Origin of the sequence: Cupriavidus sp. SW-Y-13, assembly GCF_009793345.1 — a bacterium.
Classification (GTDB): domain Bacteria; phylum Pseudomonadota; class Gammaproteobacteria; order Burkholderiales; family Burkholderiaceae; genus Cupriavidus.
This window is the reverse complement of the sequence record NZ_WHLX01000001.1, coordinates 2115422-2128860: the sequence shown is the minus strand read 5'-3', so window position 1 is coordinate 2128860 and position 13439 is coordinate 2115422. Positions and strand designations below refer to the sequence as shown.

General features: G+C 62.8%; 13 protein-coding genes. 10 read left to right on the top strand and 3 right to left on the bottom strand.

Annotated features, from left to right (window positions below; genetic code table 11):
• Positions 1-189 precede the first annotated feature (189 nt).
• The 4 genes from GA566_RS09455 (at position 190) to GA566_RS09440 (ending at position 4111) form a co-directional block, all read left to right on the top strand.
• On the top strand, positions 190-1158 hold the full coding sequence (locus GA566_RS09455) for a tripartite tricarboxylate transporter substrate binding protein (protein ID WP_160472593.1): 969 nt from the start codon (positions 190-192) through the stop codon (positions 1156-1158).
• 161 nt (positions 1159-1319) lie between these two features.
• On the top strand, positions 1320-2366 hold the full coding sequence (locus GA566_RS09450) for an ABC transporter substrate-binding protein (RefSeq protein WP_160472592.1): 1047 nt from the start codon (positions 1320-1322) through the stop codon (positions 2364-2366).
• Between the two features lie 96 nt (positions 2367-2462).
• A complete protein-coding gene (locus GA566_RS09445) occupies positions 2463-3275 on the top strand; it encodes an ABC transporter ATP-binding protein (RefSeq protein WP_160472591.1) in 813 nt (270 codons plus the stop codon).
• Between the two features lie 44 nt (positions 3276-3319).
• Positions 3320-4111 (top strand): ABC transporter permease, encoded by a 792-nt coding sequence (locus tag GA566_RS09440; RefSeq protein WP_160472590.1) that lies wholly within the window; start codon positions 3320-3322, stop codon positions 4109-4111.
• A 162-nt stretch (positions 4112-4273) separates the two neighbouring features.
• On the opposite strand, the gene GA566_RS09435 is transcribed toward GA566_RS09440, so the two are convergent.
• Entirely contained in the window at positions 4274-5248 is a 975-nt protein-coding gene (locus GA566_RS09435; RefSeq protein ID WP_160472589.1) for an NADPH:quinone oxidoreductase family protein, read from the bottom strand.
• A 182-nt stretch (positions 5249-5430) separates the two neighbouring features.
• Between GA566_RS09435 and surE the strand changes: the two genes are divergently transcribed.
• The 5 genes from surE (at position 5431) to GA566_RS09410 (ending at position 10076) form a co-directional block, all read left to right on the top strand.
• On the top strand, positions 5431-6183 hold the full coding sequence (gene surE / locus GA566_RS09430) for a 5'/3'-nucleotidase SurE (protein WP_137926161.1): 753 nt from the start codon (positions 5431-5433) through the stop codon (positions 6181-6183).
• A 100-nt stretch (positions 6184-6283) separates the two neighbouring features.
• Positions 6284-7186 carry a protein-L-isoaspartate(D-aspartate) O-methyltransferase gene (locus tag GA566_RS09425; protein WP_137926162.1) on the top strand — a complete coding sequence of 301 codons (903 nt, stop codon included), beginning with the start codon at positions 6284-6286 and terminating at the stop codon, positions 7184-7186.
• Positions 7187-7194: 8 nt separating this feature from the next.
• Complete coding sequence (locus GA566_RS09420; RefSeq protein ID WP_137926163.1) at positions 7195-8070, top strand: peptidoglycan DD-metalloendopeptidase family protein; 876 nt, start codon at positions 7195-7197, stop codon at positions 8068-8070.
• A 6-nt stretch (positions 8071-8076) separates the two neighbouring features.
• On the top strand, positions 8077-9243 hold the full coding sequence (gene rpoS / locus GA566_RS09415; protein ID WP_160472588.1) for an RNA polymerase sigma factor RpoS: 1167 nt from the start codon (positions 8077-8079) through the stop codon (positions 9241-9243).
• Entirely contained in the window at positions 9240-10076 is an 837-nt protein-coding gene (locus GA566_RS09410) for a 3'-5' exonuclease (RefSeq protein WP_137926165.1), read from the top strand. The genes rpoS and GA566_RS09410 overlap by 4 nt, the downstream gene beginning before the upstream one ends.
• Before the next feature lie 21 nt (positions 10077-10097).
• Here the strand turns inward: GA566_RS09410 and GA566_RS09405 are convergent, their stop codons facing one another.
• The gene (locus GA566_RS09405; protein ID WP_160472587.1) at positions 10098-10952 is read right to left on the bottom strand and encodes an endonuclease/exonuclease/phosphatase family protein; all 855 of its coding nucleotides are present in this window, start codon (positions 10950-10952) and stop codon (positions 10098-10100) included.
• 121 nt (positions 10953-11073) lie between these two features.
• Between GA566_RS09405 and rlmD the strand changes: the two genes are divergently transcribed.
• Positions 11074-12465 carry a 23S rRNA (uracil(1939)-C(5))-methyltransferase RlmD gene (gene rlmD, locus GA566_RS09400; protein WP_370459305.1) on the top strand — a complete coding sequence of 464 codons (1392 nt, stop codon included), beginning with the start codon at positions 11074-11076 and terminating at the stop codon, positions 12463-12465.
• A gap of 70 nt (positions 12466-12535) precedes the next feature.
• Here rlmD and GA566_RS09395 read toward each other — a convergent pair whose 3' ends face one another.
• Positions 12536-13237, bottom strand: coding sequence for a Bax inhibitor-1/YccA family protein (locus GA566_RS09395; RefSeq protein ID WP_137926168.1), 702 nt, complete (start codon positions 13235-13237; stop codon positions 12536-12538).
• Between the last annotated feature and the right edge of the window lie 202 nt (positions 13238-13439).

Here is a 13439-nt window from a genome sequence, read left to right as displayed (position 1 = left end):
AACCCGATGGTTTTCTCCCCTCTCCCGCGTGCGGGAGAGGGGTGGGGGTGAGGGCAAGCGGTTCTGCCACGACAGGTCGCAATTTGAACCGCCAAGCCCTCACCCCCAACCCCTCTCCCACTAGTGGGAGAGGGGAGCAAGAACAGAACAGATTCTTAGAGTCCCCCACTACAACAACGGAGACAACCCATGAAACGCACTCTTATCGCCGCGCTAGCGCTCGGCCTGACCTACACCGCTACTGCTTACGCCCAAGACGGTTCCTACCCGAACCGCCCGATCATGCTCGTGGTCTCGGCCTCGGCCGGCGGCACTACGGACCTCGCCGCGCGCCTGATCTCCGAGCCCCTGTCTAAGGCGCTCGGCCAATCCGTCGTGGTCGACAACAAGCCGGGCGGCAACGGCAGCATTGCCGCGCAGGCCGTGCAGCGTGCCAAGCCGGACGGTTACACGGTGCTGGTGCAGTACTCCGGCTTCCACGTGATCACGCCGCTGCTGACCAAGATGCCGTGGGACCCGGTCAAGGATTTCGCGCCCGTAGCCAACCTGCTGTCCGCGCCGCAGGTACTGGTGGTGCGGCCGAACCTGCCGGTCAAGTCGCTCAAGGAACTGGTGGCTTACGCCAAGGCCAATCCGAACAAGCTGAATTACGCGTCGTCGGGCAATGGCTCGCTGCAGCATGTATCCACCGAGCTGCTGAACCAGATGGCCGGCATACAGATCACGCACGTCCCGTACAAAGGCACTGGCCCGGCGTTGACCGACCTGCTGGGCGGCAACGTGGACATGACGATGACCACGCCGCCGCCACTGATGGGCCATATCGCCGCAGGCAAACTGCGTCCGCTCGTGGTGACCAGCAAGACGCGTATCGCCAGCCTCAAGGATGTACCGTCGGCGCCCGAGGCCGGCTACCCCGATCTCGACGTATCGTCGTGGTTTGCCATGTATGCGCCGGCCGGCACGCCAAAGCCTGTCATTGATCGCCTGACGACCGAGATCGAGAAGATCATGAAGTCCGATGCGTTCCGCAAGAAGGCCGAAGAACTGGGCGCCGAGGCGCATTACATGAATCCGCAGCAACTGGACCAGTATCAGAAGGCCGAACTGCAGCGCTGGGGCAAGGTCATCAAGTCGGCGGATATCAAGGCCGAGTGACGCCCATGTCCATACATTGGACGTTTAGGTGTTGATCCCGATGTGGGATCGCGCCCGAGGGCGGTAGCATCGCCGGGAGCCGCTTTGCGGCATCCCGGCTTTTGTGCGTGGTGCGAAAGACGACGAAGCAAAAAGAAGTAAAAAAGATGCAGGAGACAACGATGTACGACAAGAAATTCTGGAAGCAGTTGCTGATTGCGCTGGCACTGTTCCTGGCAGGCTGGTTCACGTTCGGCAGCAATGCCTTTGCGCAAGGCAAGCCAGAGAAGTCCAAGGTGACCATCGCCGTGGGCGGCAAGAACCTGTTCTACTACCTGCCGCTGACGATCGCCGAGCGCCTGGGTTACTTCAAGGACGAAGGGCTGGAGGTGGAAATCGTTGACTTCGCCGGCGGCGCCAAGGCGCTGCAGGCTGTAGTGGGTGGCAGCGCCGATGTGGTGTCGGGCGCCTACGAACACACGATCAACCTCCAGGCCAAGGGCCAGCAATACCAGGAGTTCGTGCTGCAGGGCCGCGCGCCGCAGATCGTGCTGGTGGTATCGAACAAGACGATGCCGAACTTCCATTCGATCGCCGACCTGAAGGGCAAGAAGATCGGCGTGACCGCGCCGGGTTCGTCCACCAACATGATGGCGAACTTCGTGCTGGCCAAAGCGGGGCTGAAGCCGTCGGACGTGTCGTTCATCGGCGTGGGCGCCAGTGCCGGTGCGGTGGCCGCGATGCGCTCGGGCCAGATCGACGCCATGGCCAATCTCGACCCCGTGATCTCGATGCTGACGCAGAAGAACGAGGTCAAGATTGCCTCGGATACGCGCACGCTCAAGGAAACGCAGGCGGTGTTCGGCGGCAATATGCCGTCGGGCTGCCTCTACGCTTCGACCAAGTTCATCGAGCAGAATCCGAACACCACGCAGGCGATGACCAACGCCATGGTGCGCGCACTGAAGTGGCTGCAGAAGGCGGGACCGTCGGACATCGTCAAGACCGTGCCGGAAAGCTACCTGCTGGGCGACCGCGCGCTGTATCTGTCCGCGTGGGACAAGGTCAAGGAAGCAATCTCGCCAGATGGCACGATGCCGGCCGATGGTCCGAAGACGGCGCTGAGCACGCTGCAGCAGTTCGATCCGGAACTGAAGGGCAAGGCCATCAAGCTCGACAACACGTTTACGAACGCGTTCGTGCAGAAGGCCAACGCCAAGTACAAGTAAGTTCTGTCGAGGCATTCGGATAACGTTCCGGATGCTCCCGTCGCCCGCCGCGCGGCTTTTCGTCCGGCGGGCGAAGCATTTTGCGCCATTGTCTCCATGAGCACGCCCGCACTCTCCCTTGAAAACGTGACCTGCACCTTCGTCTCGCGCGAAGACCGGGCGCAGCGCTATACCGCCGTGCGCGATGTCACGATGTCGATCCAGCCCGGCGAGTTCCTGTCCGTGGTCGGCCCCACCGGCTGCGGCAAATCCACGCTGCTGAACGTGGCGGCCGGCCTGCTCGAACCCTCGTCCGGCGAGGTACGCGTATTCGGCGAACCGCTGCGCGGCATCAACACGCGCGCCGGCTACATGTTCCAGTCAGAAGCGCTGATGCCGTGGCGCAGCGCGCTCGACAACGTGATCGCCGGCCTGGAGTTTCGCCGTGTGCCGAGAGCGGAAGCAGTGGAGCAGGGCGAGGAATGGTTGCGCCGCGTGGGTCTGGGCGGCTTCGGTGATCGTTATCCGCACCAGTTGTCGGGCGGCATGCGCAAGCGCGTGAGCCTGGCGCAGACACTGGTGATGGACCCCGACATCATCCTGATGGACGAACCGTTCTCGGCGCTCGACATCCAGACGCGCCAGTTGATGGAAAACGAGGTACTCGACCTGTGGGCCGCCAAGCGCAAGGCCGTGCTGTTCATCACGCATGATCTCGACGAGGCCATCGCCATGAGCGACCGCGTGGTGGTGCTGTCGGCCGGTCCGGCCACGCATCCTATCGGCGAATTCGCGATCGAACTGCCGCGTCCGCGTGACGTGGCCGAAGTGCGTAACGATCCGCGCTTCGTGGCCCTGCACGCCGCCATCTGGGATGTGCTGCGCGAGGAAGTGCTGAAGGGCTACGCGCAGCAGCGCAAGGTGGCCTGAGGGCTCTGCAAACAAGCCGACAAACAAGCGATAACAATCACGACATGGCTTTTCATCCCGATTCCCGAGGCATGCTGCGCGTCTGGCAGCTCCTCCTTCTCGTAGCAATTCTTCTGATCTGGCACCTGGCCACGCGCACGGAACAGGTGGCGTTCTTCTTCGGCGAGCCGCTGATGGTGGCCAAGCGCATCTGGACCTGGTTCGTGGTCGAGCGCGATATCTACATCCACCTGGGCGTGACGTTGCTTGAAACCGTCCTCGCGTTCGGTATCGGCACGGTGGCGGGCCTGGGTGTCGGCCTGTGGCTCGCTTTGAGTCCGTTCACGTCGGCGGTGCTCGATCCTTACGTGAAAGCCGCCAACTCGATGCCGCGCGTGATCTTGGCGCCGATCTTCGCGGTGTGGTTCGGACTGGGGATCTGGTCGAAGGTGGCGCTGGCCGTGACGCTGGTGTTCTTCATCGTCTTCTTCAACGTCTACCAGGGCGTGAAGGAAGTCAGCCCCGTAGTCCTGGCCAACGCGCGCATGCTCGGCGCCAACCGCCAGCAACTGCTGCGGCACGTGTACCTGCCAAGCGCCACGAGCTGGGTGTTCTCGTCGCTCCATACCTCGGTGGGACTGGCATTCGTGGGCGCGGTGGTAGGGGAGTATCTGGGATCGGCGCGCGGCGTGGGCTACCTCATCCTGCAGGCCGAGGGGACGTTCGACATCAACACCGTATTCGCCGGCATCGTCGTATTGACGGCTTGTGCGCTGGTGCTGGACTGGATGGTGACGGTGGTGGAAAAGCGGCTGATGAAGTGGCAGCCGAAGAGCGGGGAGACGGAGAAGCTTTGAAAAGCCGGATCCCGCTGTTTGTTTGCTCCCCTCTCCCATGAAGTGGGAGAGGGGCGGGGGAGAGGGCAAGCAGGTCAAATCGCGACAGGTCGGCAAGCAGAGCCTCCGACCCTCTCCCCCAACCCCTCTCCCGCGAGCGGGAGAGGGGAGCAAATGTAGTCCTTACGGATTAATAACAATCTTCCCCGTCACCTTCCGCGCTTCCATATCCTTCAGCGCCTGCGGCGCCTGTTCCAGCGGATACCGTGCCGAGATGTGCGGACGGATCTTGCCTTCCTTCATCCAGCCGAGCATCTGTGCCATGTTGGCCTGATTGGCTTTCGGCTCGCGACGCGCGAAGTCGCCCCAGAACACGCCCACCAGCGAAGCGCCCTTGAGCAGCGCCAGGTTCAGCGGGATCTTCGGAATCTCACCGTTTGCAAAGCCCACCACGAGGTAGCGGCCGCGCCAGGCAATCGAACGGAAGGCGGGTTCAGCGTACACGCCGCCCACCGGATCGTAGATGACGTCGGGGCCCTTGCCATCGGTCAGCGCCTTGATGCGCTCGCGCAGGTCCTCGGTCGTGTAGTTGATGACCTCGTCCGCGCCGTGCTCCTTGCAGACCGCGAGCTTCTCGTCGGTGGAGGCGGCTGCGATGACGCGCGCGCCAATCGCCTTGCCGATTTCGATAGCCGCGAGCCCGACGCCGCCAGCGGCGCCCAGCACGAGCATCGTCTCACCGGCCTTGAGTTCGCCACGGTCCACCACGGCGTGGTGCGAGGTGCCGTACGTCAGCGTGAACGCGGCGGCGACGTCGAAATCGATACCCGGCGGCATGGGCACCACGGCCTTGGCGGGCGCCTTGGCCTGCGTGGCGAATGCGCCATTGCCGAGGTAGGCAATAACCTTGTCGCCCGGTTTCACATGTGTCACACCGGCGCCGACCGCATTGACCACGCCGGCCAATTCCGATCCGGGCGAGAACGGCAGTTCGGGCTTGGCCTGGTATTTGTTCTGGATGATCAGCACGTCGGGGAAGTTCACACCCGCGGCCTTCACGTCGATGACGACTTCGCCATCGCCCGGTACGAGATCGGGCAGCGTTTCCAGTGAAAGGGAATCGGGCGGGCCCCAGGCTTTGCACAGGACGGCTTTCATGTTGTCTCCATTGGTAATGTGGTCGTGGCCGGGCAAGTGTAGCGCAAGAAAAGCACGGTCGTTCTGTGCAGGAAATCGCTTCATGACCCCTATTCGGGGCGCGCATGATCGGGCTGCTGCAAGCGATTTCAAGGTGCCTGGCAGTGCCGCCAGCGGCGCCTCGCTCGGGTACAATCGCGGCCATGCATATCCTTCTCGCCAACGACGACGGCTACCTTGCGCCAGGGCTTGCCGTCCTGCACGCCGCGCTCGCCCCGCTGGCTCGCGTGACCGTGATCGCGCCGGAGCAGAACCATAGCGGCGCATCCAACTCGCTGACGTTGCAGCGACCGCTCTCCGTCTATGAGGCGCGTGAAGGCGTGCAGAAAGGTTTCCGCTTCCTCAACGGCACGCCTACCGATTGTGTGCACGTGGCGCTGACCGGCCTGCTTGAGGACAAGCCCGATCTCGTGGTCTCAGGCATCAATCAGGGCCAGAACATGGGAGAGGACGTACTGTATTCCGGCACCGTGGCCGCCGCCATCGAAGGCTACTTGTTCGGTATTCCGTCGATTGCGTTTTCCCAGGTCCATCATGGCTGGGAGCATCTGGACGCTGCGGCGCGCGTAGCCCGCGAAATCGTGGCACGCGTGATTGCGCAACCGCCGCGCGAGCCGTTCCTGCTCAACGTGAATATCCCGAACCTGCCCTACGAGCATATCCAGGGGCATCGCGCCACGCGGCTCGGCAAGCGCCATCCGTCGCAACCGGTAATCCAGCAAGTCAATCCGCGCGGCGATCCGATCTACTGGATCGGCCCGGCCGGCGACGCACGCGATGCGAGCGAGGGCACCGACTTCCATGCCACGGCCAACGGCTATGTTTCGCTGACCCCGCTGCAACTGGACCTGACCCATCGCGGCCAGCTCGAACAAATCGAACAGTGGCTGAGGTAAGCGTGTCATCGCCTTGCGCGCTTTACCCGTTTCCCTGCGATCGCCGCGCGGCTGCCCTGCGCGTTGCCGCAACCATTTCCGTTTCGTTGTCGTCCCCGCAATGAGTTCCACGCCGCGCCGTCCTCGCTTTCCGCTGCCGCTCGATGCCGTGGTCGAACGCAAGCCTGCGCCCGCACGTACCGCCGGACTCCCCGCGGTAGGCAAGCGCGCGGCTGCACCGGCCCCGGCCACGGTCAAGCCGCGCAAGCCTGCGGCGCCGCCCGCACCGCCTCCGCCACCCGGCAGTGCGGTGGAGGCGCGCGCATCGGCGGCCACGGCGGGCGGCGGCGGCATGGCATCGGATCGTGCGCGCGGTGCGCTGGCCGCAAGGCTGCGCGCCGGTGGCATTCGCGACGAGCGCGTGCTGGGCGCGATTGCCACGGTGCCGCGTCATCTCTTCATGGAGCCGGGGCTCGCCTCGCAGGCCTACGAGGATGCCGCGCTGCCGATCGGCCACCAGCAGACAATTTCCAAGCCATCGGTGGTGGCGCGAATGATCGAACTGCTGCGCGAAGGACTGACGCCAGACCAGCCCCTGGAGCGGGTGCTGGAAATCGGCACCGGTTGTGGTTATCAGGCGGCCGTGCTGAGTCTGGTGGCGCAGGAAGTGTTCTCTATCGAACGCATTCGTCCGCTACACGAACAAGCCAAGGCCAACCTGCGGCCGCTGCGCGTGCCCAACATCCGCCTGCATTACGGGGACGGCATGCTGGGCCTGCCGCAGGCGGCACCGTTTTCCTCGATCATCCTCGCTGCGGCGGGTATGGAGGTGCCGCAGGCCCTGCTGGAACAACTCGCCATCGGCGGACGTCTGATTGCGCCCGTGGTGTCATCTGGCCATGGCGCGCCAGGACAGACGGTGACGCAGCAACTATTGCTGATCGAGCGCCTCAATCGGCATCGATTTCACCGGACTGCGCTTGAAGCCGTTTTCTTTGTGCCTTTAAAATCGGGCACCATCTGAGTCGAAATATGCACAACACCGTGAATCCGGATTCCCTTGCACGCGTCGGAAAACGCCTGAGCGTCGTAGCCTGCGCGGCCATGCTGGCCGCCTGCGCCAATTCCCCCATGCCCGCCCCTGTGGTGGACCGTACCACCGGTGGTGGCGGTACCCAGATCTCGGCTTCCACCGAACCAGCGCCCCCTGGCTACTATCGGGTCAAGCGTGGCGATACCCTTTACCGTATCGCACTGGAAAACGGCCAGTCGTATCGTGACGTGGCCACCTGGAACAACCTGGGCAACGCCAACCAGATCGAAGTCGGGCAACTGTTGCGCGTGGTGCCGCCGAGCGCCGATGTCAATGCTGCGCCGGGCGTCGCCACGATTCCGGTGACACCGGGCACCGTGCAGTCACAGCCGATCGATGCAACGCGCCCCGTGGGCACGCCGATGAGTGCCTCGTCGACACCTGCGGCAGCCGCCCCGGCCGCGGTACCGGCTCCGGCCGCGCCCGCAGCCGCTGCTTCGGCGCCTGCGGGAGACATCCGCCTCGCATGGCCGGCCACCGGCCAGCTCATCGGTAAATTTGACGACAAGGGCAACAAGGGCATCGATATCGCCGGTAAAAAAGGTGATCCGGTGCTGGCTGCGGATGAGGGTAGGGTGATTCACGTAGGCCCCTTGCGCGGCTACGGGAATCTTGTCATCATCAAGCACAACGACACGTATCTCACCGCGTACGGTCACAACGACAAGGTACTGGTGGCAGAGCAGTCAATGGTCAAAAAAGGCCAGAAGATTGCCGAAATGGGTAACAGTGATACTGACAGGGTCAAGCTGCACTTCGAGGTTCGCAAGAACGGAAAACCGATCGATCCGATGCGGTATCTGCCGCCACAGTGAGGTTTCATGCCACGCCAGAAAACTGTTTCATCCGGAGTTGTCAGCAGGACCCGTCGTCCAACGCAGCCGGAAGGAAAAGCTGGCGTGGCAGTACAGGCTGACGATGAGAACGGCACCAGCGTGCCGGCAGTCGATCCGGCCTCCGATATGCTGCCTGTCGCCGACGAGCCCATCCGTGCCAGTTCGCGCGCGCGTTCCCGTACTGCCGACGTGAAGGCCGACGACGCCGATCATGACGAGGACGATGGCGACGAGGAATCCGAAGAAGACGAGGAAGAGGGCCGCGAAGCTGCTGCGCCCGAGCCCGACGACTTCAAGACCGTGCTCCACACGGAGCTGGCTGCCGATACGGTGCAGCATTACCTGAACCGCATCAGTATCAAGCCGCTGCTATCGGCACCCGAGGAACTGCATTTCTCGACGCTGGCCAAGGGCGGTGATTTCTCTGCCCGGCAAGTAATGATCGAGCGCAATCTGCGCCTCGTGGTCAGCATCGCAAAGGGCTACCTGAATCGTGGCGTGCCGCTGCTCGATTTGATCGAGGAGGGCAATCTTGGCCTGATGCACGCCATCGAAAAATTCGATCCGACGCGTGGCTTCCGTTTCTCGACGTACGCCACATGGTGGATCCGCCAGAGCATCGAGCGCGCGATCATGAATCAGGCCCGCACTGTGCGCTTGCCGGTGCATGTGATCCGTGAACTGAATCAGGTCTTGCGCGCCAAGCGTCATCTTGAAAAAGGTGGCACTGATGGCCGCGACGCCAGCCTTGAAGACATTGCACATCTCCTCGGGAAGACCCCGGACGAAGTGCAGGACGTGCTGGCACTTAATGAACACACCACCTCGCTCGATACGCCGTTCGATCTCGACCCGGGATCGAGCCTGCTCGACTTCCTTTCCGATGAGCACAACGCCGCCCCCGACCAGGAGGTGGCGCACCGTGAGTTGGAGGGCCTGATGAAACTCTGGCTGGCTCGCCTGTCCGAGAAGCATCGCTATGTGGTGGAGCGCCGCTTCGGCCTGAACCACATCGAGCCGGCCACGCTTGAAGAACTGGCCGAGGAAATGGGGCTGACGCGCGAACGCGTGCGCCAGATCCAGCAGGAAGCCCTCGTCAAGCTCAAGCGGCATTTCGCTTCGCAAGGTGTACGCAAGGACGCCGTTTTATGACCCCTGTGCTGGTATTCGACATCGAGACGATTCCCGATGTCGACGGCCTGCGCCGTTTGCATGACCATCCCGCATCGATGAGCGACGCCGAAGTCGCCGAGCATGCGTTTGCTGCCCGCCGTGAGAAATCCGGCTCCGATTTCCTGCCGCATTACCTGCAGCGCGTTGCCGCCATTTCGTGCGTGCTGCGCCGGACGCAGCGCGACGGATCGGCAGTGTTCCACGTTGGATCGCTGGGTACGCTCGAGGATGGAGAAGCCACACTCATCCAGAAGTTCTACGAACTGGTTGCGCGCTACAGTCCGCAACTCGTGTCGTGGAACGGAGGCGGCTTTGACCTGCCCGTGCTGCACTACCGCGGCTTGGTCCACGGCGTGGCCGCGCCGCGTTACTGGGAGATGGGCGAGGGACGCGAAGACGATAGCCGCGACTTCAAGTGGAACAATTACATCAGCCGCTATCACATGCGGCATCTGGACCTGATGGACCTGCTGGCGATGTACCAGCCGCGGGCCAGCGCGCCGCTTGATGATCTCGCCAAGCTTTGCGGATTTCCGGGCAAGATGGGCATGGACGGCAGCATGGTCTGGCAGGCGTTCCAGAACGGCAAGCTCGACGAAATCCGGGATTACTGCGAGACCGACGTCGTCAACACCTACCTGATGTACTGCCGCTTCCAGTTGATGCGCGGCGGCCTGACCCCTCGCGAGTTTGACATGGAAGTGTCGCTGGTGCAGGAGTCGCTGGCCGAATTGCCGGGCGCGCAGTGGATGGAATATCTGCGTGCCTTCCGCTTGCAGCCGATGGCGCCGGAGGCGGACGACGACGATTGAACCGGATGCCGTGGCTGCCTGTTAACGTTGCAGGCTCAGGTGGATGGGCTGGTGATCGGACGCATCGGTCGTTGCGTTGACTTCGCAACGTTCCAACTTCGGCAGCAGGTCTTCGGTAACGAATATGAAGTCGCAGGCGAACGGTGGCTCGGGCCACTGTTCCTTATCGAACAGGCCGCAAGTCGGCGCGTGCGGCTGGCCTGGATGCGCATGGCACCAGGCATCCTTCCAAGTTACCGTGCCATCCGTATACGGCTCCAGCATGCGCTGATAGGCAATGTCTGTGGGTTTGGCATTGAAATCGCCGCACAGGATGGCTTCCGTCGGTCGCGGCTCGGGCGTGAACGGGCCGAACTTCTTCTCCGATCGGCTTGGCGTGCGCGCGTGCGAGCATGCCTCGGCATGCCATCGCCGTAACGCGTCGGCCTGGGATTCGCGCTGGATCTTCGAGTAGTACTCGAGGTGAGTGCAGATGACGCGAAGCGGGGTAGCGCCGGCCTGCACCGTGATGTCGAGCGCGACGCGCGGCATCGACGGCACCTCTGGATCCACGGGCCAGGGCAGCGCGTAGCGGAACACCTGATTTACGGGCAGGCGGGTAGCAATGACGTTGCCGAACTGTCGTGGCGTCCCGTCTCCATGCATACGGTCAACACCGGGGGCGAAAATGACGCGATAGCCGGGCAGCAGCGCCGTCAGTTCGGCCACCTGATCGTGTTGTGGCTGGCCGGGCATCTCGGTGAATCCTCGTGTCACTTCCTGCAGGCAGAGCACATCGGCATCCGCCATCTCGCGCAGTGTGCGCACTGTTCGCGCAAGGTCGACACGGCCGTCTGCGCCGCGTCCCCACTGGATATTCCAGGAAATCAGTTCCATTGCTCGCCTGTATGGTTGGCTACGTCGTGACAGCGCCGTGACTGGACTACAATCGCGCTTTCGCAAAACAATACGACAGGTCCCTCAGGTGTCTCAAGCCGTGTCTTCCCAGCCCGCTCTCGTGGAACAGCCGGGTGCTGCGCCCGCCGCATCCACGCCCGCGTCCACCCCACCATCCGCTCCCGTTGTCCATATCGGCAGCCTCGATATGGAGGCGCGCGGCGTCGGCCGCCTGGTGAACGAGGATGGCACCCCGGGCAAGGTAATTTTCGTCGAGGGCGCATTGCCCGGCGAAACGGTCAGTTACCGTAGCTTCAAACGCAAGCCCAGCTACGAGCAGGCCAGCCTGGTCGAGGTGAAGCAGCAATCGTCGATGCGCGTGAATCCCGGCTGCCAGCATTTCGGCGTTTGCGGCGGCTGCTCGATGCAGCATCTGGACTCGCGTGCGCAACTCGCCATCAAGCAGCGCGTACTCGAAGACGATCTCTGGCATCTGTCGAAGGTGAAGCCCGACGTGGTGTTCCGCCCGATTGCTGGGCCGGATTGGGGTTACCGCTATCGGGCACGCCTGACCGTGCGATACGTGGCCAAGAAGGGCGGCGTGCTGGTGGGTTTCCACGAGCGCAAGAGCAGTTTCGTGGCCGACATGACGCGCTGCGAAATCCTGCCGCCGAAGGTGTCGAATATGCTGGTGCCGCTGCGCGAACTCGTGGCTGGCCTGTCCATCCGCGACCGCATGCCGCAGATCGAGCTGGCAATGGGTGCCGAGGTAACGGCGCTGGTGCTGCGCATTCTCGAACCGCTCACCGATGCCGATAAAGATCTGCTGCGCGCCTTTGCAGACAGGCACGAAGTCCAGTTCTGGCTGCAGCCCAAGGGGCCAGACACCGTCTACGCGTTCTATCCGGTCGAGCAGGAACTGGCCTATACGCTGCCGGAGTTCGGCATCCGGATGCCGTTCCGGCCTACGGATTTCACGCAGGTCAATCATCAGATCAATCGCGTGCTGATCGGGCGCGCGTTGCGTCTGCTCGATGCCCAGCCCACAGACCGCCTGCTGGACCTGTTCTGCGGCATCGGCAATTTCACGCTGCCGCTCGCTACACAGGGCGCGTCCGTCATGGGAATCGAAGGCAGCGAGGCGCTGACGACGCGCGCGCTGGCCAACGCCGAATACAACGGATTGGCGCAGAAGACGTCGTTCGCCTGCCGCAACTTGTTCGAGGTAACTGCCGAGGATATCGCCGCGCTGGGCCGCTTCGACCGCTGGCTGGTCGATCCTCCGCGCGAGGGTGCGCTGGCGGTATGCAAGGCACTTGGCGAACTGCACCAGGCCGGCAGCGATGTGCTGCCGAAGCGCATCGTCTACGTGTCGTGCAGCCCCGCTACACTCGCCCGCGATGCGGGCCTGCTGGTTCACGAGGCAGGCTACACGCTGAAGGGTGCGGGCGTCGTCAACATGTTCCCGCATACCTCGCATGTGGAATCCATCGCCGTGTTCGAGCGCGCCTGATTCCAGCGTCAGCCCATGAAAAAAGCCGCCTTGTCGCCAAGGCGGCTTTTTCGTTGCTGCAGCGTCGCGATCAGTCGCGATTGCCGCCGGCAATACCCAGCAGCGCCAGCAGGTTCACGAAGACGTTGTAGACGTCCAGGTAGATCGCCAGCGTCGCCGTCACATAGTTCGTCTCGCCTCCGTTGACCACCCGCTGCACATCGATGAGGATGAACAACGAGAAAATGGCAATAGCAATGACCGACAGCGTGATCATCAGCGCCGGCAATTGCAGCCAGATATTGGCCAGACTTGCCAAGATCAGCAGAATGACGCCGACGAACAGGAACTTGGCCAGGCCCGAGAAATCGCGCTTGCTGACCGTAGCGATCGACGCCATTACTGCGAACACGGTAGCCGTGCCGCCGAACGCGTACATGATCAGCGCCGGTCCGTTCGAGTAGGACAGCGTCAGGCTCAGGATGCGCGCCAGCATCAGTCCCATGAAGAACGTGAACGCCAGCAGCAGGACCACGCCCATGCTGCTGTTCTTGGTCTTCTCGATCGCAAACATGAAGCCGAACGCCACGCCCAGGAAGAGCAGGGCGGACAGCATCGGGCTGCCGGAGATCAGTGCGGTGAAGCCAGTGACGACCCCGATCCAGGCGCCGAGCACGGTCGGCACCATCGAGATGGCCAGTAGCCAGTAGGTATTGCGAAGGACCCGGTTGCGGACTGCAACATCAGCGCCCGCGCTAGTGCCGAATCCGTAACTGTTCAGCTTGTTGTTCATGGTGACTCCTGTCATCAAGTATGTGAGGCGCCGGGGTTACCCGACAGCACGCTGCCAATGTGGCATCGCGTTGGGGCTTTTGCAAGGGGCTTTGTATTGACAAATACCCCCACCCGTAGTTGATCTCCGAAAACGTCAACATTTTGACGCAACTGCGGGGCGACTGTTCCTTCATTTCACGAATGTAATGTGATTTACAAGG

Coding starts and splice junctions, on each gene's coding strand:
- GA566_RS09425 (WP_137926162.1), top strand. CDS start 6,284: ATGAGTTCCACGCCGCGCCGTCCTCGCTTTCCGCTGCCGCTCGATGCC.
- rpoS (WP_160472588.1), top strand. CDS start 8,077: ATGCCACGCCAGAAAACTGTTTCATCCGGAGTTGTCAGCAGGACCCGT.
- GA566_RS09450 (WP_160472592.1), top strand. CDS start 1,320: ATGTACGACAAGAAATTCTGGAAGCAGTTGCTGATTGCGCTGGCACTG.
- surE (WP_137926161.1), top strand. CDS start 5,431: ATGCATATCCTTCTCGCCAACGACGACGGCTACCTTGCGCCAGGGCTT.
- GA566_RS09445 (WP_160472591.1), top strand. CDS start 2,463: ATGAGCACGCCCGCACTCTCCCTTGAAAACGTGACCTGCACCTTCGTC.
- GA566_RS09440 (WP_160472590.1), top strand. CDS start 3,320: ATGGCTTTTCATCCCGATTCCCGAGGCATGCTGCGCGTCTGGCAGCTC.
- GA566_RS09420 (WP_137926163.1), top strand. CDS start 7,195: ATGCACAACACCGTGAATCCGGATTCCCTTGCACGCGTCGGAAAACGC.
- GA566_RS09435 (WP_160472589.1), bottom strand. CDS start 5,248: ATGAAAGCCGTCCTGTGCAAAGCCTGGGGCCCGCCCGATTCCCTTTCA.
- GA566_RS09405 (WP_160472587.1), bottom strand. CDS start 10,952: ATGGAACTGATTTCCTGGAATATCCAGTGGGGACGCGGCGCAGACGGC.
- GA566_RS09395 (WP_137926168.1), bottom strand. CDS start 13,237: ATGAACAACAAGCTGAACAGTTACGGATTCGGCACTAGCGCGGGCGCT.
- GA566_RS09410 (WP_137926165.1), top strand. CDS start 9,240: ATGACCCCTGTGCTGGTATTCGACATCGAGACGATTCCCGATGTCGAC.
- GA566_RS09455 (WP_160472593.1), top strand. CDS start 190: ATGAAACGCACTCTTATCGCCGCGCTAGCGCTCGGCCTGACCTACACC.